At 45.2% G+C, this 21,168-nt stretch carries 19 protein-coding genes; 10 read left to right on the top strand and 9 right to left on the bottom strand.

All coding sequences use genetic code 11. The features are described 5' to 3' along the window. Window positions 1-170: 170 nt before the first annotated feature. On the bottom strand, window positions 171-2,069 hold the full coding sequence (mutL, locus tag AB4Z08_RS34105; protein WP_441578264.1) for a DNA mismatch repair endonuclease MutL: 1,899 nt from the start codon (window positions 2,067-2,069) through the stop codon (window positions 171-173). Window positions 2,070-2,393: 324 nt separating this feature from the next. Here mutL and msrB point away from each other — a divergent pair, with 324 nt between their 5' ends. After that, window positions 2,394-2,885 (top strand): peptide-methionine (R)-S-oxide reductase MsrB, encoded by a 492-nt coding sequence (gene msrB, locus AB4Z08_RS34100; protein WP_441578263.1) that lies wholly within the window; start codon window positions 2,394-2,396, stop codon window positions 2,883-2,885. Window positions 2,886-2,972: 87 nt separating this feature from the next. Further along, on the top strand, window positions 2,973-3,989 hold the full coding sequence (locus tag AB4Z08_RS34095) for an SRPBCC family protein (RefSeq protein WP_441578262.1): 1,017 nt from the start codon (window positions 2,973-2,975) through the stop codon (window positions 3,987-3,989). Window positions 3,990-4,044: 55 nt separating this feature from the next. Here the strand turns inward: AB4Z08_RS34095 and AB4Z08_RS34090 are convergent, their stop codons facing one another. Next, entirely contained in the window at window positions 4,045-4,311 is a 267-nt protein-coding gene (locus AB4Z08_RS34090) for a YciI family protein (protein ID WP_441578261.1), read from the bottom strand. A 225-nt stretch (window positions 4,312-4,536) separates the two neighbouring features. On the opposite strand from AB4Z08_RS34090, the gene AB4Z08_RS34085 reads away from it, so the two are divergent. The 3 genes from AB4Z08_RS34085 (at window position 4,537) to AB4Z08_RS34075 (ending at window position 8,283) form a co-directional block, all read left to right on the top strand. Then, entirely contained in the window at window positions 4,537-6,312 is a 1,776-nt protein-coding gene (locus AB4Z08_RS34085; RefSeq protein ID WP_441578260.1) for a hypothetical protein, read from the top strand. A gap of 117 nt (window positions 6,313-6,429) precedes the next feature. Next, window positions 6,430-7,080, top strand: a complete 651-nt coding sequence (locus AB4Z08_RS34080; RefSeq protein ID WP_441578259.1) for an ATP-binding cassette domain-containing protein — start codon at window positions 6,430-6,432, stop codon at window positions 7,078-7,080. Window positions 7,081-7,089: 9 nt separating this feature from the next. Beyond that, the gene (locus tag AB4Z08_RS34075; protein ID WP_441578258.1) at window positions 7,090-8,283 is read left to right on the top strand and encodes an FtsX-like permease family protein; all 1,194 of its coding nucleotides are present in this window, start codon (window positions 7,090-7,092) and stop codon (window positions 8,281-8,283) included. Here the strand turns inward: AB4Z08_RS34075 and AB4Z08_RS34070 are convergent. The 3 genes from AB4Z08_RS34070 to AB4Z08_RS34060 all read right to left on the bottom strand — a co-directional run bounded on the left by AB4Z08_RS34070 (window position 8,280) and on the right by AB4Z08_RS34060 (window position 13,252). Continuing rightward, window positions 8,280-10,838, bottom strand: a complete 2,559-nt coding sequence (locus AB4Z08_RS34070) for a DUF3857 domain-containing protein (protein WP_441578257.1) — start codon at window positions 10,836-10,838, stop codon at window positions 8,280-8,282. The two genes, AB4Z08_RS34075 and AB4Z08_RS34070, sit on opposite strands and share 4 nt — an antisense overlap. A gap of 76 nt (window positions 10,839-10,914) precedes the next feature. Continuing rightward, complete coding sequence (locus tag AB4Z08_RS34065) at window positions 10,915-12,003, bottom strand: DUF2891 domain-containing protein (RefSeq protein WP_441578256.1); 1,089 nt, start codon at window positions 12,001-12,003, stop codon at window positions 10,915-10,917. Between the two features lie 13 nt (window positions 12,004-12,016). Continuing rightward, complete coding sequence (locus AB4Z08_RS34060) at window positions 12,017-13,252, bottom strand: NAD(P)/FAD-dependent oxidoreductase (protein WP_441578255.1); 1,236 nt, start codon at window positions 13,250-13,252, stop codon at window positions 12,017-12,019. Between the two features lie 171 nt (window positions 13,253-13,423). Between AB4Z08_RS34060 and AB4Z08_RS34055 the strand changes: the two genes are divergently transcribed. The 5 genes from AB4Z08_RS34055 to AB4Z08_RS34035 all read left to right on the top strand — a co-directional run bounded on the left by AB4Z08_RS34055 (window position 13,424) and on the right by AB4Z08_RS34035 (window position 17,826). Beyond that, entirely contained in the window at window positions 13,424-13,726 is a 303-nt protein-coding gene (locus AB4Z08_RS34055) for a YbaB/EbfC family nucleoid-associated protein (RefSeq protein ID WP_441578254.1), read from the top strand. A gap of 218 nt (window positions 13,727-13,944) precedes the next feature. Beyond that, window positions 13,945-15,219, top strand: a complete 1,275-nt coding sequence (locus AB4Z08_RS34050; protein ID WP_441578253.1) for a PepSY-associated TM helix domain-containing protein — start codon at window positions 13,945-13,947, stop codon at window positions 15,217-15,219. Between the two features lie 441 nt (window positions 15,220-15,660). Beyond that, window positions 15,661-16,026: a DUF7674 family protein gene (locus AB4Z08_RS34045; protein ID WP_441578252.1), complete on the top strand. Its 366-nt coding sequence runs from the start codon at window positions 15,661-15,663 to the stop codon at window positions 16,024-16,026. Then, the gene (locus AB4Z08_RS34040) at window positions 16,013-16,555 is read left to right on the top strand and encodes an N-acetyltransferase (RefSeq protein WP_441578251.1); all 543 of its coding nucleotides are present in this window, start codon (window positions 16,013-16,015) and stop codon (window positions 16,553-16,555) included. Before AB4Z08_RS34045 ends, AB4Z08_RS34040 begins: the two co-directional genes overlap by 14 nt. Before the next feature lie 143 nt (window positions 16,556-16,698). Beyond that, entirely contained in the window at window positions 16,699-17,826 is a 1,128-nt protein-coding gene (locus AB4Z08_RS34035) for a TPR end-of-group domain-containing protein (RefSeq protein WP_441578250.1), read from the top strand. Window positions 17,827-17,832: 6 nt separating this feature from the next. Here the strand turns inward: AB4Z08_RS34035 and AB4Z08_RS34030 are convergent, their stop codons facing one another. The 4 genes from AB4Z08_RS34030 to obgE all read right to left on the bottom strand — a co-directional run bounded on the left by AB4Z08_RS34030 (window position 17,833) and on the right by obgE (window position 21,120). Then, complete coding sequence (locus AB4Z08_RS34030) at window positions 17,833-18,516, bottom strand: DUF2306 domain-containing protein (RefSeq protein WP_441578249.1); 684 nt, start codon at window positions 18,514-18,516, stop codon at window positions 17,833-17,835. A 1-nt stretch (window position 18,517) separates the two neighbouring features. Beyond that, window positions 18,518-19,282, bottom strand: a complete 765-nt coding sequence (locus AB4Z08_RS34025) for a hypothetical protein (RefSeq protein ID WP_441578248.1) — start codon at window positions 19,280-19,282, stop codon at window positions 18,518-18,520. Window positions 19,283-19,312: 30 nt separating this feature from the next. Beyond that, window positions 19,313-20,020: a hypothetical protein gene (locus AB4Z08_RS34020; protein ID WP_441578247.1), complete on the bottom strand. Its 708-nt coding sequence runs from the start codon at window positions 20,018-20,020 to the stop codon at window positions 19,313-19,315. A gap of 65 nt (window positions 20,021-20,085) precedes the next feature. Beyond that, complete coding sequence (gene obgE / locus AB4Z08_RS34015) at window positions 20,086-21,120, bottom strand: GTPase ObgE (RefSeq protein WP_441578246.1); 1,035 nt, start codon at window positions 21,118-21,120, stop codon at window positions 20,086-20,088. Window positions 21,121-21,168: the final 48 nt, after the last annotated feature.

Here is a 21,168-nt window from a genome sequence, read left to right as displayed (position 1 = left end):
GGATTATACTGATTTTGATGATTTTGTTTTAAGATTTTATAAGATAAAAAGAGATTAGCGAAGGTGATCATCTTACATGGTCACCTTCGCTAATCTCTTTTTATCTTATAAAATCTTAAAACAAAATCATCAAAATCAGTATAATCCTGCTCTAAGACAAAACCTCGGGTCTAGTTCCCGCGTTCAAACATGCGGGCCAGATCAGTGAGTTTGAATGATATGAAGGTGAATTTGCCGCCTGGCGCCACATTGGGCATGCTGCAGGCAAACAGTTCATCGATAATGTTCTGCATTTCGCGGGCAGCCAGTATTTTACCGGCAGGGATGGCGTTGTTACGTGCCATAGAGCGGATCAACTGCTCGCGGGTATTTACTTTCAGCTCATGGCTGAAATTTTTGAATTGTTCCAGCAGGTTTTCGATGGTAGCCTGGTTGTTACCATTCTGGATGTCTGCAGGAGTACCGCGAACAATGAAGGTATTATTACCAAATGGTTCCAGGTCGTAGCCCAGGGTCTGGAGATCTCCCAGCATTTCGCTTACCAGGGCTGCATCTGCGGGAGGCAGTTGCAGGGTTTGAGGGAAGAGGCTTTGCTGGGTAGCCATGGGAGTTTCGAGTAAGGCGCGCTGGTAGCGTTCATACAGGATCCTTTCATGTGCTGCCTGTTGATCTATTAATATGAAGCCAGATTTTATCTGGGACAAAATGTATTGTTGTTGGATCTGTACCGGCACTTTCTGATCAGTGGCGGTATCCTGCCAGCGTTCATCAATAACGGAAGCGGTAGCGTGGGGTTGACTTTCGTAAGTAACAGCAGGGCGTGTTTCAGGCTCCTGTTCGGCAGTATAGGTGCTGGTGGTGTAGCTGTCGTTACTGTTGGTTTCGTATAAGTCTTTCCAGTGCTTCAGGTTGCTGCTGTTGCTGCTTTTATCGATCATGTGTGCCTGGTTCGCCTGTGTAAAGGATTTATACAGGGGGCTCAGGGTAGACTCGTTCTGTTGCTGTGCGGTAAATGGTTTGCTTACTGCGTCCAGGGCCTGGATACTGGGATCCAGGTCAAAGTCCAGGGTCGCGGTGATGCTGAACTGGGCCAGTGAGTGTTTCACAGCGGATTGTACAAAGGCATACATCAGCTTTTCGTCATCGAACTTGATTTCCTGTTTGGTAGGATGTACGTTGATGTCGACGTGTTCAGGGTTTACGTCAATAAACAGTACATACAGGGGGAATCCGTCTGCCGGGATAATATCCGCAAACGCATTCATGACAGCATGGTTCAGGTAGGAGCTTTTGATAAAGCGGTTATTGACGAAAAAGAACTGATCGCCTCTTGTTTTCTTGGCAGTTTCGGGTTTTCCTACAAATCCGTACACATTCATGTAGTCGGTAGTTTCCTTTACGCTAACAAGACGGGCGTTATAATGTTGTCCCAGGATGGCCACGATACGCTGTTTAAGCGATCCTTTGTCCAGGTGGAACAGCTGTTGATTATTGCTGGTGAGTGAAAACTGCAGTTGGGGGAAAGACATGGCCACGCGAATGAACTCGTCTACGATATGCCTCATTTCTGCCGCATTGCTTTTCAGGAAGTTTCTGCGGGCGGGCACATTGAAGAACAGGTTTTTCATCGCAATGCTGGTACCTTCTGCTGTTTGGCAGGGTTCCTGCTTTTTTACGAAGCTATTATCGATTTCCACGTAGGAGCCAACATCGGCGCCTTTTTTACGGGTTTTGAGTTCAACCTGGGCCACGGCTGCAATGGAGGCCAGGGCTTCACCCCTGAATCCCATGGTCGTGATCTGGAAAAGATCGTCTATGGATTGTATTTTTGAGGTAGCATGGCGTTCAAAGCACATCCGGGCATCCGTTTCGCTCATACCGCCGCCATTATCAATTACCTGCACTAACTCCTTGCCTGCATCTTTTATGATCAGCTGAATCTCGGTAGCGCCTGCATCCACTGCATTTTCCAGTAATTCCTTTACCGCCGATGCCGGTCTTTGTATCACTTCTCCTGCAGCTATCTGGTTCGCTATATTGTCTGGTAATAAATTGATGATATCCGCCACTTACTAGCCTTTTGCTGTAAAGTTAACAATTTAAATGCAGTTGCTCATCGGTGATTATCAGACAGTTTTAAACAAAAAACTAACTGTTTTGTGAAATAGGCCCTTGATTTGCAGGAAATAACAATCCATTATGCTTGTTCATACGTAATTTAAATAGAGAAAAAATTAAGGAAGCAACAGACTGACTGAATCACAATGATAGTGTTAATGAGAAGTTAACGAATCAAAACTTTACATATGTACCTATGGAATCGAATAATTTTGAAGATCTCTATCAGGGTGACCAACCGTACTTACCCGTAAAACGGCGAAAAAAAGAAATCAATGGAAGATGGAAAAAAGAAGGGAGGAATTTACTCCCGTACAGATGCCAGTAAAGTAAATCTTACAGACGAGGAATGGAAGGAAGTACTACCAAAGGATGTTTTTAACATTGCCAGGGAAAAGGGAACAGAGTGGGCGTTTACCGGAAAATATTGGAACAGCAAAGAACATGGTAGTTACTACTGTGCAGCCTGTGGCAATCCTTTATTTGTTTCGGATGCCAAATTCGAAAGCAGTTGCGGATGGCCCAGCTTTTTTCAGCCACTTACCAAAACCAGTGTCATTTACGCGCCGGACAATTCACATGGCATGCATCGGACAGAGGTTTTATGTGGTCGCTGCAAATCGCACCTCGGACATGTTTTCGATGATGGACCACCCCCAACAGGACTTCGTTATTGCATTAACTCTGTTATCCTTGACTTCGAAAAAGCACAGGAAGCAGACGAGCAGTATCAACAGGACAAAGCCAACGATAAAGAGTACGAGTAGCCAACATTCTTCTATCTGATTGCCAACGTGATCTGTCGGTTGAACAATAAAAAGATGTATTTTTATTATCATCAACCCCCGACAGTCATGAAAGTACTTAAAACACTCGCCTGGATCATAGGAATCATCCTGTTCATAGCACTCGTGTTGATCTTTTTCGCGCCCACCACAATGCATGTGGAGCGCACCGTAGAAATCAATGCTCCCGCGTCTATCGTATGGAATGACATTGTCAGATTCGAAAAATTTAATGAGTGGAATAGCTGGAAACAGATGGATTCCACCGCCAGGTTTACTGTTACCGGTGATGATGGTACTATTGGAGCTACCGATTCCTGGAAAGGCAGTAAAATCGGGGAGGGGAGGTTACAGCATCTATCCATGGATACCTATAAGTCTGTTACCCAGAAACTTACATTCATTACTCCTTTCGCATCTGAATCGGATGTGTTTTTTAATTTATCGGAGGCTGCCGGCAAAACCAAAGTTACCTGGGGATTTGATACCCGCTACAAACGCCCGCAAAATGTGATGTCACTTTTTATGAAAGGCGCACTGGAGAAGGATTTTCACCATGGCCTCAGTAATCTGAAGAGTATGGCGGAAGCAGAGGTGAAAGGACCGGGTACCCCTAACGGTATTGATGTAATGGTAAAGGAAATGAATTATCCTGCAACCACGTATGCGGCTGTACGAAAAACCATTCAGATGAGCAGGATTACCGACTATTATCGTAAAAACCTGGAAACGATCTATAATGCGGCCACAGCAGCCAAATTGCAGCCAGGCGTACCCTGCGGCATCTTTTTTACCTGGGACCGGAAACTACAGCAAACAGATATGGCGGCGGCTATACCGGTTCCGGAAGGCAGCAAAGCAGCCAGCGGCTATGAAATCATTACACTGCCGGCAGCACAGGCTGCATATGCGGACTATTATGGCCCTTACAGCAAAATAGCCAACGCACATGTGGCCATTCAAAAATTTATTACAGATAAAGGAAGGAAAATAATCCCACCCACAATAGAGATGTATGTAACAGATCCGGGCAAAGAAAAGGACAGTAGCAAATGGCTGACGAAGGTCATTTACTTTATGAAGTGATGATCCGGAAATAAAGAAGCATAAGCGGTTGGCAAGGCATTACAAGGCGGAAAGACTATTTCTTCAGCGTGTTGGCATACATTGTTGGCTCAAATTCAATGATCTCGTAAAGCGCCAGCTGGTATTTTTCCAGTGGATCTTCACTCATGATCTCTTCTACCTCCCTGCGGCTCGAAACGTTACAAAGAATAACAGCACCGGATTTGGGCTTTCTTCGACCCGATAAGATGAATTGACCACTTTCGTAGTGCTTCTGCAGGAAGGCGGTATGCGCCTCCATGAAGTGTTCTACAGCCGCAACGGGCCGTATGTATTGTAACATAATCAGGAACATAATGGTTTTTCTATGGTATTTAGTAATAGTTTCATAGTTAGTAGCAAAGGTATAAACTTAATCAGTATTGAATTATTGTATGTTGCAGGGAAAAATCAGACATATGCGCTACAAAAATATACGTACTTTTGCACGAATGAAATACCACGATAGTGGGAATGTATTGTTGATGAGTGTTGCTCCGAATCATTTTCTTTAATTTTTATAGCTTTTATGAAAAGAACAATTTCCAAAGTGTTGTTAACTGCTGTAGCCGCAGCCGTTATTCTGTCCTCCTGCTCTAAAACCCCTGATGAGAGCCGGTATATTCCAAAAACGGCTGGCCTGGTAATAGACCTGAATGCCAAACAACTGACTACCAAACTGGTGACCAATGGTATTACCATGGATAAACTGTTTGATGCAGCACAAAGCAAAGACACCGCCAATGAAATGATGAAAGCCTGGAAAGATGCCGAAAATTCCGGTATCGACCTGCAAAGCCATTTCTTTGCATCCTTCGTTTTCCAGGGACAGCCCGCCGACCACAAATCCTATGTGGCTGCTACTGCCAGTTTGAAAGATGCCGACAAATTTGAGGCCTATCTCAAAAAGACGGTAGCTAACTTCTCCCTGAAAACACAAAATGATTTTAAATATATCTGGGAGTCCAAGCAACATGCAGTGATCGGCTGGAATAAATCTACCGTGATCTACGTAAGTGCTGTAGACCCTAATAGCCTGCAGCAGTACGCTCCAGGTAATACTATCCCAACGCCGGATGCTCCGGAAGAAGCTGCTGATAGCGCTGTAGCTGCACCAGCAGCCCTGAGAACTACTGATGACGATGCAGAAATAAAAACATGGGTAGCAGAAGTAGATCACCTCTTCCACCTGAAAAAAGAAGAATCTGCCGGTTCTATAGAGCCTTTTGCCAAATTGCTGAAAGAAGATGCAGACGCAGGTATCTTTGTAAACCCGGAAGCTATCTATAACAGCGGCCAGTTTACTATGATCCCTGCCAATGTGAAGAAACTGATGGAAGGCACTTATTACACCGGTACCGTTGACTTTGAGAACGGTAAAATTCTGTTTAACGGGAATACTTACATGGGTAAAGAAATTGCCGCTATCTATAAGAAATACGGCAAAAAAGAAATCGATATGGACATGCTGAAGAAATATCCTTCAGAAAACGTGACCGGTTTCGTTTCCTATGCTTTCGACTTCCGCATGATCGGCGAAATTATTAAAGCTACTGGCATGGACGGTATCGTAAACATGGCTATTACCGGTAAATCCGGCTTAACTATGGACGATATCCTGAATGCTTTTGAAGGTCAGCTGGTATATGTTGCTTCTGATTTTGCAATCACCAAGAAAGAATCAGAATACTTCCCTGGCGAATTCACTGAAAACCCTTCTGCTAAATGGATCTTCAGCCTGAAAGTTGGAAATAAGGATGCTTTCAATAAAGTAATGACTTCTCCTATGCTGAAGGAAGTGTTTGCCCGCGAAGGTGACCACTACGTAACTGTAAACCCAATGGCTGCTGCTACCATGCCTCCATTCTCCATCACAGAGAAATTTGTAACGGTAGGTTCCGACAGCGTATTGTTACAGCAATACCTGGCCGGCAAAGGCAGCATCAAATTACCGGAAGGCATTGAAAGCAAAGTAAAAGGAAGCATGCTGGGTGGCTATATAAACCTTGAAAAGGTGACCGCCATTATTCCGGAAGAAAAAATGGATGCAGATGAAAAAAATGTATCCAAGAAAGTAAAAGAACTGTTCAAAGACTTTACCGTAGTAAGCAAAAGCGAGGGCGGTGATGTACAGCATGCAGAAGCGGTACTGACCTTTAAAAATAAAGATCAGAACAGCCTTGTGCAACTGGTTAATTTTGGTACAGAAGCAGCGAAAGTAATGCAGGCAAAGAAAGCAAAGGAAAAGGCTTATGAAGACAGCCTCTTTGCTGCACCAGTAGATACTACTGTAACAGCTCATTAATTCAGATCCTACTTATACACAAGGGCGCAGGGGATATTCCTCTGCGCCCTTGTTTTCTTTGCACCTCTGCGTGAAATTTATCATTTATATTCGCTTTCGTTAACAGTAAATGCCACTATGCAGATTCAGCTCAATCAGCTCATGCCCATACCCTTGCAGGATAAGCTCCGGCAACGGTCATCGGACATCTGGAACCAGGACGTGACTTTTAAACCAGGCAGTTTTGTAAAAATAAAAGCGCCATCAGGCACCGGCAAAACTACCCTGATCCACTACCTGTATCATATCCGTTATGACTATACCGGAAAAGTACAGGTAAACGGACAGCCCTGGCAGGCATACAGTAAAAACGAGATTGCACTGATGCGGCAGCAGGAGGTGAGCGTCATATTCCAGGACCTTCGCCTGTTTGAACAACTCACCGCCCGTGAAAATGTTACTTTAAAAAGAGTAATGCAGCCCAAACCATACTATCCGGCCGAAAAGATCGAGGAAATGGCAGCACGACTCAATGTATCGCATATACTGGAGCAGAGTGGTAAAACCCTTTCCTATGGCGAGCGGCAGCGGATTGCCATTATCAGGGCACTGGTACAACCTTTTCAATGGCTGCTGATGGACGAACCCTTCAGCCACCTGGATGAAGAAAATACACAGCGCGCTGCTGCACTGATTGCCGATGAATGTAAAGCCCGCAATGCCGGGTTCATTTTAACAGACCTGGATAATGACCAGCACTTCACTTATGATGTGCATTTCCATCTTTAATGTTGTTTCATGCGTCCTTTTTTCGACTTACTTAAGAAGATCATTCAAACCGGTGTAGGTAAAACCCGCTTTCTGATGGCAGCGGTTGGACTGGGCATCGCGATGCTGCTGATCCTGATTGCTATCCAGGCTCATACCAACTTCAGCCAACTGCTTTACAGCACCAAAAACCAGAATGAAACAGCCGATTTCCTGGTGATCAACAAAACCATCACCAACGCGATGATGGGACAATCTGCCAAAAGCATTTTTACCCCCGAAGAAATTGTCAATATAAAAAAACAACCTTTCGTACAGGCCTTTGGGTTAGTTACCTCCAGCCAGTACAAAGTAGTCATACAAGCCCCGGGTGATCTGCACTTTGCAACTGATATGTTTTTTGAAGCAGTGCCGGATAGCTTTTTAGATGTGAAAAACGAAGACTGGAAATGGAGCAACGGCGACCGCACCATTCCGATTATCTTACCCAACGACTTTCTGAACCTCTATAATTTTGGTTTTTCCTTAAGCCAGGACCTGCCACAGATTTCCCAGGAAACGGTGAAGGCGCTGCCCTTACAGGTAAGCATTTCCAATAACCAGGTTGCTGATCAGTTCATGGGCCATATAGTGGGTTTTTCCGATCGCATCTCCTCCTTCCTGGTGCCAGCCTCCTTTATGTCGTGGGCCAATGAAAAATATGGAATGGCTACTAATGTTGGCACTTCCAGGGTAATCATTAAAACACCAGATCCGTCTAATCCTGCACTGGTAAAGTTTCTGGAAGACAACGGCTACACCACCAATCAGGATAAGCTGAAGTTCAGTAAAACCAGGATGATTGTGCAAACCATTGTATCTGTAGTAGGGTTCTTCGGACTGATATTGTTGTTCTTTGCGCTGCTGGTATTCAGCATGTTTATCCAGCTGGTCATTGCCTCCTGCAAGCGGGAAATTCAGTTGCTGGTAATATTGGGCACGGCGCCGAAACAACTACAGCGATATCTGCTGAAGCAATTTGTGCCTTTATATATTGTTATAGGTATCCTGTCGCTTTTGCTGGTAGCGGGTTTGCAATACTGGGCAGCTGCGGAACTGGCTACTCATCAGATGGAGGTCAGCCGTTGGCCGGGCGTACCTGTGTTTGCGGGCATTGCGCTGGTGCTTGGACTGGTATACATCGTGAACCTGGCCACAGTACGGAAATACGTCAATAATATTTAATGCTCTCTTTCTGCCTGGTACGGCATTACAAAAGTGGTTTTTGCTCTTTCTGAAGTTAGTAGATAGGGCACCCAGATAGCCATGCGTAATAGTGGCCAGAGAATGCTGTTTAAGCTGAAAATACTGTCTGGCTGATGGGTGTTGAAGTAGTAGTTGTTGATGGAATTATCTGCATAAATAAAAATAGTAGAGATAAAATAATAGGTGGCGAGTGCAAATGGAAAAGTGTCTCTTCTGTTAAAAAATAATACGGCCAGCAATACACTGTAAGTAAGCAGAAACACATTTACCACCATTTCCATAATCAGGAAAAGCTGTACCAGGGTTACGTTTCCCAGGTCTTTTCGGGTGGAAGCAGTTACCCAGAAGCTATAATCGAATACCGCCATTTTACAAACACCTACAAATTCTCCCAAAGGGCTAAACACCAGTCCTATAGCCAGCAATGCAAGCCCTCCGCCGATAGGCATGGATTCCGGCGCATCTCTTACCGGCCATACAGACCGTTTGTAGTAAACGCTTGCCAGGTACGCAAATGCGGCGGTGAATAATACGGCCAATGCAATGGCCAGCCAGTTACCGGGTATTGCGGGACGATACACGGGGGGATTATCCGGTTTCCAGCTAAGATCCAGCGAAGTGACTTCATTCATCCTCTTCAGGTCTTTTACGTACTGTGACATGAACTTTACTGGTACATGATCACTGAAGGATTTAAACTGGTAAGACAGTGTTATCAGGGCACCACTTTTTGAAGCGGTATAATCAAAGGCATAATATTCATTCTGAATGTGCACCGGTGTTTGATCCAGCGACCATTCAATGGGCGTATGCATAATGATTTTATAGTCCAGGTCATACGGATAACGAAGGCTGACCGGTAGTTTCCGCTGTTCGTCAGACACATACGACAGTATATCATAGAAAGACTGTGCGCTGGTGGAGAACTGCAACTTATTGGTAAGACTATCTCTTTTCCACATGCGGTGTATCAGGTAGCTTTCCCTGATGCGTATAGTATTGACGGTACTTGAATCCTGGGTGGTGATAGAATCCCTGATGGTCACATCTCCATATAATTTTTTATAATAGCTGAGATACGACTTTTCTTTATCCTTCATGCTGGTACCGGCGAGATCTGCACGTTGTGCATCCGCCTCATCCCGGTGATAGGCTGTCATTACTTCCAGGCTGCCATCTTTATTTTCATTGTCAGGCAGGGTAAAGGTTTCATGAACAACAATACGTCCGCGGGTGACTGGAACGATAGAAGTGAGCTGCGTAGTGGTATCAGTAATAACCAGTGCGCGTTGGTAGTCCGGTTCACAGAAATCGGCCAGATTGCCCCGCTGGTAGGACATGGTACCATCCAGCCAATACACCTTCTTATCAAGAACTACATGTACAATGGCATGGTTAAAGGCATTTGGGGAGGGGAGCATTTCACTTACCACGCCTTTGCCATCCGTATTCACATAAGCCATGCTGGCAGCAATATCGTTGGCGCGCAGGATGGTACAGAGCAGCAGGGCTTTGTCTTTACAGTCACCGAAACGCTGTGTCAGTACCCTGTCAGGCACGTTGGGACGATGTGAATATTCTCCCATTTCAATGCCCATATACCGGATATCATCCTGTACAAATCGCAACGCCTGCAACAGATAGGCATTTTTATCGCCATTGGCTGCTTTTTTGAAGGCAGCAATTTTATGTGTCAATGCCGGGCCTGGGGCGGGCACGGTATTTATTTTCCTGGCCCAGTCGGCCACTTCCTTCCATGAGGTGTATTCACTTACCTGTACACGGGTAAATGGATTGTACCAGGATGGAACGTAGTTACTGTTGTCTGCTTCCCTTACCTCTACACTATTCCATTCATATACTTGTAGTCCATTCCAGTTTTTTTGAATGGGAGCAGATGCGTTATTATATAATTTAAACCGGATGGGCCTTTGCGGGCTTACGATCAGGTTTTTGTAATAGTTAACAATGGGTTCATAGGCCACAAAATAAATACGGCTATCGAGTTTCCCATTGAAGATGGGATTGTCGCCCGTGATAGAATAGGCGTATTCAATCTGATCTCCTTTTCTCACATCTTCGAGGATAAGATAAGCGGTATAAGTGCCACTATAGATGAACCTGGAGAGGTCCTGTTCTTTTTGCAGCAGTTTGAATGCAGCACCTGGCAACAGGTTTATTTCTTTTCCATCCCGGTGAATCACTATCTTATGAAAGGAGAGTTTTTCGTATTGTGGATCGTAGTCTACCGAGATCTCCGATCCATTTTGAATGCCCGCTTCTGAAATAATCTGACGGATAAAGTGTTGGTAATTACTTTTCAGCTCTACCTGTCTTTGTTCTTCCAGCAGCAGCAGATAATATCCATCGCTGATATTTTTAGCATTGGGTTTTTTAGTAAGGTCCGGGGTATAAGGTACCAGCCATGCCGGAGTAGGGCTGGTGTTCACTTTCTGAGCGGCTGCGATGAAAGACGATACCATCAATAGTATTGACAATACAGATTTCAAGGCGAGGGTTATAGTAGGGCGCATAACAGCGTGGTTGATATTCCTTGCGGACAAACTAAACTATAGCTTTATGTAGGGACAATAAATTACGGTGATGAAATTACGGTTGTTTTCCGATAGTTAGCATATAAACAGCAAAAGAGGCCAGCCAGTGTTCTCCGGCATAGTTGCCGCTGAAAACCTGTTGCAGTCCGGCTTCCATGTGCTGATGTGCCAGTTGTTGAATGGCTGCTTTATTTTTGCCGCCATGCTCTGCGATGGCTTCCAGGCACCAGGTGCGACTGAGGTTGAGGCCATCCAGGTGAACGAGTTTGCCGTCTGTGCGGTCTTTCACCTGTGCTACCTGCAGAATACTTATCTTGTTTTCGAACAAGCCGGGCAGAAACGCGTATAGCCATTTCCGGTAGTCGGCTTCGGGCATTACACGGCGCATGAGGTCTGCTTCTTCCAGGCTGGGCGACAGGAAATCGTATCCACCTGGTTCCCAGGTAACGGGTGCATTTTTGTCGGCCGCATAAAAGCGCATAGCGGCATCGTGTATGGCTTTCTGAAGGGCCGCATCTTTTGCGGTAATGGCGTAATCCCAGGCCAGGCATAATCCGAATGCGAGATTGGTATGTTCACCCACCCGGATAGGGTACATGATTTTATCCAAAAACTGAATGTAAGCAGTAGAAAACTGGGTGGCCAGTGGCTGCAGATGTCCGCTCATTTCTTTGCCCAAAGGATCGTTCCAGGTGAGCAATTCATTTTGCAGTTGCAGGAGCCAGCTCCAGCCATAGATACGTTCAAAGCTTTTATTGTCGGCGCTGCTGAACAGTTGTTGTTCAATTTTTATGTTTTCGGCAGATAGATGTGCGGCCAGTTTACTTCTGATGGTACTGGCTTTGGCCAGGTCCGGGTAGGATTTCAGGAGGCGTACGAGCATCCAGTGGCCATGCACGCTGCTATGCCAGTCGAAGCAACCAAAAAAGGCCGGATGATAATTTTTAGGAGCGGTAAGCAGTGAGCTATCGGTAAATACAATTCCTGTTTTATAAGGAAATTCCAGGTCCAGGCATTTCAGTGGCAGCTCCGCCAGTTTATTGGCGATTTCAGGTGTTAAACGGGTGGCTGCCGCCGGATGTATTTGTGCACTCATGGTAAGTGAGGTGAATACGATGATGGATAATTGGCTTAAAAATTTCACAGCAGGAAATGCTTTATCTGTTAAATAACAATTTTACATAGAACATGGGTTGGCCCAGTTTCTTACGCAGATCTACTTCATGGAACATACAGGACATCAGATCCTTCAGTTGTTTGTTACGGGATCCCATTTTCATGAGCATATTAAACAGCCATGGGTATTTGATCAGTTTCTGCAGCTTGGTGCTTACCTGTAGTTCCGGTCCCAGGATGCGGTATACGTTTTCATCGTATGCATTAAAGAACTGGTCGGAATAATCGTTGGCGGCAATAGCAGCAGCGGCCTGCTGGGCGGCTATTCTGCCAGAATAAAGGGCGTTGCCGATACCTTCTCCTGTAAAAGGATCTATGAGGTAGCCGGCATCTCCGACGAGCATATAGCGTTCGCCATGTAATTTTCTTTTTTTGCTACCCAGCGGGAGACCATAACCATCGATAGGACCTACCAGCTCTGCGTTGGCAAAGCGATCTTTCATGGTAGGATCTGTGGCGAGAGTATCCAGCATGAGTTGTTTCAGGTTTACCTTCTTATTACGGGCGGAATTACTGAGCATACCTACGCCCACATTGGCTTCTCCATTGGGGAGGGGGAATATCCACAGATAGCCGGGGAGCATATTTTTCAGGAAGTGCAGCTCTATGAAATTGTCCTGGTGCAAACCGGTGATGCCTTTATAATAGGCACGGATACCGGCTACATAATGTTCCGGTTCCATTTTAATGCCGGCTACATCTTTTGTGAAGCCGGAATGGGCGCCGTTGGCTACAATAACGATATCCGCTTTTACCTGGAAAGAGCCGTCTTTGCTGGACAGATGGTAGCCATCTGCTTTCAGTTCATATTTATCAATGCTAACCCCTTCGAATAAACGAATTTCGGAGCGGCGCTTCAGTTCTTCTACCAGGAAATTATCGAAGTCAATGCGTTTGCACACAAATCCGCGTGGATTGCCCATGTCTTCCTGATAATTCGGGCGGTAGGGGATGTCCATACCGATACGGTTAGGCGCTACAAAGGTGACGCCCCAGCTGTCCATTTTGAACATGGCTTGTTGTAAACGTTCTCCGATGCCTTTGTCGATGCGTTCCAGCAGTGTTAATACCTTGCCACTTAGTCCGTCTCCACATACTTTGTCTCTGGGAAATACGGCTTTATCTACAACGATGCATTCAATGCCAAGCTGCGCGAGTTGAAGGGCAGCGGTAGCGCCTCCTGGTCCTGCGCCTATAATACAAACTTTTGTCTCCATTATTTGATAATACTGTTACCTGCCAGTAAGATACGTAATTGTTCCTTGCGCTGTTCTGTATGTTAAATATTAATAATGCTTTTCCGGTATGCTGGTTTCCCGGTAAACCAGACAATTTCTTCTGCCGAAGGCGGAAAATATTATATTTGCCGTTCTTAAAACACACGAAACATGTTTGGTGATTTATTTGGAAAGCTGACGCAGATCAAGCAAAAAATGCAGGAAGGCAAAGAGCGTTTGGCTACAGTAACTTTATCCGGAGAGGCCGGAGATGGTGCCGTGAAGGTAACCGTAGACGGTAACCGTCAGGTAAAAAGTATTGATATTGCGGCGCATCTTTTTACACCGGAAAACAAGGAAGAAATGGAAGATTTACTGCTCACCGCATTGAACCGTGCGCTGAAAGATGCTGAAAACTCCTGGGAAGCAGAAATGAAGAACGCTGCCGGCGGTATGCTGGGAGGCCTGATGTAATATATTTCGTGAATAGGGTGCAAAGGAAGGTTTCCTTTGCACCTTTTTTATGAAAGAATGGCCACCAGCGTGTATTTTCGATGCCTTGCCAATAGAACGTCCACCGGATACCAACCTCCTCTACCCCAAAAAATTCCGCATTAGATAAATCTTTTTCCCTTTTCGCTCGTATAATACCCCGCGCGTGTAGTTTCTTTGAGGCTACGACCAGTTTGAATATGAAAGTTTTTTTTAGACGCATTCACTTATACCTCGGCCTTGCTGCAGGCCTGGTAATCACTATCAGCTGCCTAACCGGCGCATTACTGGTATTTGAGAAAGAGTTAACAGAAGCATTTAACCCGGGCCGTTATTATATTCAGCCGTCCGGAGAACGCCTACCACTGGACAAGGTGGCTGAAATGGTAAAACAACAGGTGCCAGGCGCTGGCATTTCCCGTATACAGGTATTTGCAGATCCTACCCGGACCCTGCAGGTACTGCTGGAAGAAGGCAAAAAAGGCGGAAAGAAAGAAGGGAAAGGAAGAGCGGAGGCCAAAGAAAATGCCCAAGGAGATGTGAAAGCAGTGTCCCGATCAGAAAAGAAGGACAAACCAGCAGGCCCTGAAAAAGGCGCTCCTAAAAAGGAAAAAGGTGGCCGCACCGCTTTTGTAAACCCTTACACCGGAAAAGTGGTGGAGTTATACAGTTATCAGCAAACATTTTATTACCAGATATTTTCCCTGCACCGTTGGCTGTTGGCAGGTCCTACCGGTAAAGTTATTACTGGCGCCAGTACCCTGATATTTGTATTTATTCTGATTACCGGTATTATATTATGGTGGCCGAAAACACGTAATATTTTTAAGCAACGTATAAAAGTGAAGTGGGACGGAGGGTGGAAACGCCTCAACCATGATCTGCACGTAGTGCTGGGCTTTTATGCGGCTATATTCCTCTTTGTATCGGCTTTTACCGGTTTAACCTGGTCATATGAGTGGTTCAGCAACGGACTGTATGCCATGCTGGGTACTTCTCCCAAGCCCATGGCGGCGCCGGTATCTGCGCCAGCAGTAGTGTCGGAAAGTAAACACATTTCTTATGAAACCGCATTGGCTACAGTCAGACAAAGCGTGCCTGATGCCATTTTCTATACCCTTTCGGCGCCGAAGGACAGTACCGCTTCTTTTATGGTAACACTGCTCCCTGCCAGCGCATTCCAGGAGGCAGCTACTACCACTTATTACCTGGACCAGTTCAGCGGCAAGGTGCTGCAGTCACAAACATTTGCGCAAAGAAACCTCGGACAAAAGATTCGGGGTACTATTAAGCCCCTGCATACAGGTGCTATTTTTGGTATGCCCTCTAAAATATTAGCCCTGTTCGTGGCCCTGCTGGGTGTCATATTTCCAACTACGGGTACTATTATGTGGATCAACAGAACCCGGAAGAAGAAAAAGAAAATAAAATCCCCGGCCATTTCCCGGGAAAACGTGGCATCACCCGTAGCATAAAAAAACGACTTCCTGATAGAAGAAAGAGGTTATCTCAACTGTTGAGATAACCTCTTTTTTATTGGGCGAACGAGCGGAAATGAAGCGCAGTAAGGCTGCCGCTAATGATAGCCACCAACGGTTTATCCTGCTGAACTGGTTTGGCTATCACTCCTGACTTTCCATTTCTGAAAATACCCTTCAGAAACGGAAGGCTTTTTCCTGTTTTTTCCAGGGCCGGGCTTTAACATTTTCTTTGCAAACCCTTACCCATACTAAGTTTTAACATTCCTTGCGCGGAATATGGAATAGCATTTGGCATATACTAAGAAATGTAACAACAATGCGAGCCTATCCAAAGCCGCCGGTGCCTAATCATAAAGCGATGTACTATATAGCTATCGGCGTTATTACGATTTCTATTCTTGCTGAAATATTACACAAAGTGTAAAACGATGACCCATGATTAATCAATATGAAGTACCGGCCTGTATTGAAGACACAATACCGGCATTAAGAAAAGCATTACACCAGTTTCCCGCTATATTTCATATATACGATACCGTTAGTTGCCTGAGTGAATACACTGACAGGCAGCTGAGGGAGCAAAACTTCCAGGTAGCAGGCAAATGTTTGCAGCTGGCAGGTAAATTATATGAGCGGGGCAATGCCGTGGTGAGAGAAGCGATCACCCGTGTTTTTTTACCGGTACTCTGCAGCATTCCACTGGCAGACGCCGTGAGCAGAATCCGGATGTATTCTCTTATTCCAGATTCATTATATCCTCTTTACATACAACATCAACTTACAGGTAATGGAAACAGATGAAGAAATTGTCGTCAGACTGGCTACGGCCATGGACGTTGATTTTGCACTACCCATAGTGGCGGAGATGGAAGCATCTGCCAAAGCAAGGGGTACAGGTATCGCCAAAAGAGATCCAGCCGCTATCAGGAAAAAGATCCTGGAAGGGAAAGCGGTAATCGCCTTTACGGCAGACGGTATCTGGGCAGGATTTTCCTACATACAGTCATGGGAAGAAGGCCACTTCGTATCCAACAGCGGATTAATTGTAGCACCGGCCTTTCGTGGACTGAAAGTAGCTGCCGCCATTAAAAGTAAAATATTCGAGTTAAGCAGAGAGCAGTATCCTACTGCAAAAATATTTAGTATCACCACCGGTTTGGCAGTCATGAAGTTAAACACCAGACTGGGTTTCGAACCGGTGACGTACGATCAGATTACAAATGACCCGCTCTTTTGGGAGGGTTGTAAAAGTTGCGTGAACTATCCTATCCTGACAGGCAAAAATCACAAGAGTTGTTTGTGTACTGCCATGCTGTTTCATCCGCAATAAACGCGAAACAGGAGAACCCTTTACGGTGAAAATTACAGCCAATAACGTTAAACCGGCGATGCCTTTGCATTGCCGGTTTTCCTGTGTAAAGATGATAAAACGCCGTTTTTCTTCACTATCTTTATCGCCCAAATCCTATCCTTATGCGCTTAGTACCTTTGTTTGCTTTTTCTGCGCTGTTAGCCTCCTGCCATTTAACAGGGAATAAAGACAGTCAATCAGCAAAACTCAGCTTATCCAGTATTTATAATGCCGACTCTGTAAAGTGGGTAGCAGGCAACGCGTCCGGTAAAAATAATGCTGCAGAAAAAGAATTTCTGAAAGGCATAGATATATACCGGAATAAGAAAAATGCCAAAGGCAGTATTGATAAATTTACAAAGTCTATATTACTGCAACCACAGGCTAAAAGCTATTACGAACTGGGCAACGCCTTGCTGGATACCCGTAACGTAAAGGACGCTATTCGTGCTTATGATATGGCGGAATTGCTGGACTATAAGCCGTTGTCGAAACTGTTGTATAATAAAGCCTGTGCCTATTCCATCTCCCAAAATGTTGATTCTACCCGTTACAACCTGACGGCTGCCATTGAGTTTGGGTATAATAACATGAAAAACATTATGTCGGATCCGGACCTGGCATATTTCAGGGAAAACTACAGCTTTAAATCAGAAGTAATGGAGGCCTTTAGTGGCGCCGGCGATACGGAAAAACTGGAGTGGAATCTTTTTGCCAATCAGTTCAAGCCATTACCCATCCCTTTAACCATTGATACCGCGTACCAAAGGAACCTGGGCAAGAATTTCATTTCCTATGATTTTGAAATGTATGTAGCTGAAATGAGGGATTCAAAGTTTTCAAGAGATGTGGGCAGCTCCTTTTATTATGTAGGGCTGGTGAAGAAAACAGACGCATTTAAAACCCTGATATATGCGGTGAGCGATGAAGTATCGGAAGGAGAGGAGAATATCACAGATTCACCCGCTTATTATTTGATGGTCAGTTATGATACAGGTGGTAAAATCATCGATAAAATGCTGGTGTCCGGGAAAAAGATAATTGAAGATCCTTACCGCTCCCTGAACATTGCGGGTAATAGTGAGTTTGATGTAACGGAGTATAAAATTGAATACGAGAAAGATCCTGCAGAAACCGGGTATATCAATAATCCGGAGAAATCCAGAACAGAAATTAAGAAAACGGCTTTCGCGATTACAGCCGATGGTCATTTTAGACCTAAAACACAGCAATTGGCGCTGAGCCACTAATCAAATTTATATCGCTGCGGTGTCTCCATCAGGGGATGCCGCAGTAGTTATCCCCATTCTCTTTATCAATACCCGCCTCAATAACAGTTCTGCTAACAATAAATTCAACGTCCAGCTTAACCAGGAAATAGTGATATACGCCGTAGCCGGTCGTAATGGCAGGTGCATCAAACCCAGTATTAAAGCGTAGAGCCGTAGGGTAAGTGCAGACAAGGTGAGTGCGTAGCTACGAAGCATCCAGGTAATATGTTCCGGCCAGCGGCCTTGCATAGCCGTTCTCCAGCCCATGATGGTAAAACCGATCCAGAGTAGCGATAATAATACAAAACTGATGCGGGCATATATACCACCATTGGCATAAAGGCCCATAATAAGCCCGGTGGGGCCGCTGAGGGTAATCACTACCAGCGCATAAATTTTTCCACTGTTGCGATGTAGCCGGGGATATTTATCCAGCAGGTATTTACTGAATTGGAGTAATCCGGTGATCAGTACGGTAATACTAACGAAGATGTGAATGTAAAAGCTCACGCGCCAGTGGCGGATTGGATATACTCTTTGTTTGGTAATGAGGAAGTCGGTATACTTTTCAAACGCTGCATAAGGAATGGTGAGTAACAGCATCAGCCATGCTCCATAGAGTATAGCCGTTGCTGTTAGTATCCATCCTATATTCTTCAGTATCCGCATATTATGGCCCTTCTACAAAATCTAAGGTGTCAATTCTTACACCGTAATAATAGGTCTTGCCGTCGCCGTCTGTATCACCATTTGACAGCATTTTCGCGGTATTGGTACGTTCTTTAAAATGCGTATTCTTTTCCCAGGAAATAATAAGGGAGCTATCGTCAGACTTTTGGTAAGTGCCTTTGATTTTGATCATCTGATCCGCAAAGGTAGAGTCATTCAGCTTTTCGTAGAGCTGGAGTAAACAACTGCCATCTATACTAAACTGAAGGTCGCTTTTGCTATCGTTTGTGGCTATCAGGAAGTCACTGAAAGTCTTTCCGTGCATATTATAACTCTCTGTTTCTTTGTCGGCACTTTTTTCAAATACAAAAGATTTTTCTTTCAGGGTCGTGTTGCTGAGTGGTGTCCAGGTGCCTTTTCCTTTGGCAAACAGATGATCGAAGGTAAGATCAAATTTGCCATCGAAGGGATGGTCTCCGGGTTCGCTGAGGGTAATGATCCAGGTGTCATTGTCTTTCTTCATTTCTCCGCGCAGGTTACGGCGTAATCCTTTATGCACATTATAACCGGCCACTTGTTTGCCGTTAGCGTAGTTCAGGGTAACATAAATCGGGGCGCCACCGAAGTCGCCCATATAAGTGCCTTGAAGTTTTGAGAGCGCAAGACTGTCGTCGTTTGCGGGTTGGTCGCTGCGCTTGTCTGCTGCGGGTTTGCAGGCAAAAAACAATAGCATGGCGGCCAGAAGAGAACTGGTTAATAATTTCACAGGGTATTTTTTTGTAAATATAATTTTTTATCAGCCTTTAAACGATACCTCAATAATGAGTAGCTTATTGATTTTGCAGGCAAGTTTTTTAGTGAGTCCATCCAACCGGATATAGTAACGGCTGATGGCTACACGAACCGGTGGTACCGGAAAATTATCCAGCTGGGCCACGAGTGCGTACTGAGCAGGGGTGCCATGTTGTTTAATATACTGTTGTAAATGAGAGATATCGGTAGGGGGGAACCTGGTTTTTTCTGCTGCCGAATATTTTTTACAAATGAAGAAGTTGCTGGCTTCGGCGCTGAGTAATTCCCAGGGGGAGCGATAATGTTTCCAGTTGAGCAAAGGTTCCTGCTCAATAATGGCGCTGGTTTCATAGCACTGGGATACTTTTACTTTTTCGGTTTCTCCGGTGGTAACGGCCAGCATTTGTCCTTCGATGCTATGTGAGTGATCCAGCAGGAAGAAAAGTGTATCCGGATGCAGTTCGTAGTCGTTGCGCTTTGCATCCGGTTTAATCCAGTCCAGTGAAAAGTAGCTATCACCGAAACGGATATACGTAGTAGAATCGCGACTCACTACATATACTTCATTGGAAGCTACTTTCACTGATGTTGCCGGCGGAGCTATCAGTTGCATGGTGTCAATCTGGACCGGTCTTGCCTTTTCAGGCTTGGCGGAGTGTTGGCAGGCCGGCAGCACCAACAGGGTTGCTGCCAGGAAAAAGGATGTTTTCATGGTATACGGGATACTGTAACGAACATTGGCGTCAGAAATAGTTTTCCCCGTAAATCCGGAAACAGTTACTCTGCGTCTACTTTGTTGGCCGTGTCAGGTGTATCTATTTTTCTGTTAAGGGCTTCCCACAAAATATCCTTCAATTCACTGAGGCCCTGGTTTGTAACAGAGGAGATAAACACATGCGGTACATCTTCCGGTAGCTCCGCTGATATAGCGGCTTTCAGCTCATCATCCAGCATATCGCTTTTACTGATGGCCAGCAGAAACTGTTTATCCAGTAATTCGGGGTTATATTGTTCCAGCTCATTTACCAGTACCTCAAAGTCTTTGCGGTGATCTGCACTATCTGCTGGAATAAGGAATAATAATACGGCGTTTCTTTCAATATGTCGTAAAAATCGGTGTCCTAAACCTTTTCCTTCGTGGGCACCTTCAATGATACCCGGCAAATCCGCTATACAGAATGATTTGCTGTCGCGATATTCCACCATGCCCAACTGAGGGGTCAGTGTAGTAAAGGCGTAATCAGCCACTTTAGGTTTGGCGGCGGTAATAGTAGACAGCAAGGTTGATTTTCCGGCATTCGGAAAGCCTACAAGGCCCACATCTGCCAGTACCTTCAATTCTACTACTTTCCAGCCTTCGGTACCCGGCATACCTGGTTGTGCATATTCCGGTGTTTGGTTGGTAGCAGACTTAAAATAAGCATTGCCTTTACCACCTTGTCCACCTGGAATCCAGATAACTTCCTGTCCATCGTGCAGAATTTCAGCTTCTACGCGGCCGGTTTCTTCATCTTTCGCTTGTGTACCCAGCGGTACTTCAATGATAATATCCTTACCAAAACGGCCGGTACAGTTGTCGCCGCTACCGTTTTCGCCGTCTTCTGCCAGCAGATTTTTGTGCCAGCGGAGATGCAGGAGGGTCCACAGCTGTGAATTTCCTCTTAAAATAACATGTCCGCCTCTGCCGCCATCGCCGCCATCAGGGCCGGCCTGCGCATTAAATTTGGTTCGCATAAAGTGCAAACTACCTGCGCCACCTTTCCCGGATTTACAAAATACACGGATATAATCTACGAAATTCGCTTTTTCCACTATTCTCGGATTTTAAGTCTGTTGCTTCCATAACAACAGAAAAACAAA

Source organism: Chitinophaga sp. RAB17, from assembly GCF_052114225.1.
GTDB lineage: Bacteria > Bacteroidota > Bacteroidia > Chitinophagales > Chitinophagaceae > Chitinophaga.
Note: the sequence above shows the minus strand (reverse complement) of the source record. Positions and strands in the feature narration are given on the sequence as shown.

Coding starts and splice junctions, on each gene's coding strand:
- msrB (WP_441578263.1), top strand. CDS start 2,394: ATGGAAGATGGAAAAAAGAAGGGAGGAATTTACTCCCGTACAGATGCC.
- AB4Z08_RS34095 (WP_441578262.1), top strand. CDS start 2,973: ATGAAAGTACTTAAAACACTCGCCTGGATCATAGGAATCATCCTGTTC.
- AB4Z08_RS34090 (WP_441578261.1), bottom strand. CDS start 4,311: ATGTTACAATACATACGGCCCGTTGCGGCTGTAGAACACTTCATGGAG.
- AB4Z08_RS34085 (WP_441578260.1), top strand. CDS start 4,537: ATGAAAAGAACAATTTCCAAAGTGTTGTTAACTGCTGTAGCCGCAGCC.
- AB4Z08_RS34080 (WP_441578259.1), top strand. CDS start 6,430: ATGCAGATTCAGCTCAATCAGCTCATGCCCATACCCTTGCAGGATAAG.
- AB4Z08_RS34075 (WP_441578258.1), top strand. CDS start 7,090: ATGCGTCCTTTTTTCGACTTACTTAAGAAGATCATTCAAACCGGTGTA.
- AB4Z08_RS34070 (WP_441578257.1), bottom strand. CDS start 10,838: ATGCGCCCTACTATAACCCTCGCCTTGAAATCTGTATTGTCAATACTA.
- AB4Z08_RS34060 (WP_441578255.1), bottom strand. CDS start 13,252: ATGGAGACAAAAGTTTGTATTATAGGCGCAGGACCAGGAGGCGCTACC.
- AB4Z08_RS34055 (WP_441578254.1), top strand. CDS start 13,424: ATGTTTGGTGATTTATTTGGAAAGCTGACGCAGATCAAGCAAAAAATG.
- AB4Z08_RS34050 (WP_441578253.1), top strand. CDS start 13,945: ATGAAAGTTTTTTTTAGACGCATTCACTTATACCTCGGCCTTGCTGCA.
- AB4Z08_RS34045 (WP_441578252.1), top strand. CDS start 15,661: ATGATTAATCAATATGAAGTACCGGCCTGTATTGAAGACACAATACCG.
- AB4Z08_RS34040 (WP_441578251.1), top strand. CDS start 16,013: ATGGAAACAGATGAAGAAATTGTCGTCAGACTGGCTACGGCCATGGAC.
- AB4Z08_RS34035 (WP_441578250.1), top strand. CDS start 16,699: ATGCGCTTAGTACCTTTGTTTGCTTTTTCTGCGCTGTTAGCCTCCTGC.
- AB4Z08_RS34030 (WP_441578249.1), bottom strand. CDS start 18,516: ATGCGGATACTGAAGAATATAGGATGGATACTAACAGCAACGGCTATA.
- AB4Z08_RS34020 (WP_441578247.1), bottom strand. CDS start 20,020: ATGAAAACATCCTTTTTCCTGGCAGCAACCCTGTTGGTGCTGCCGGCC.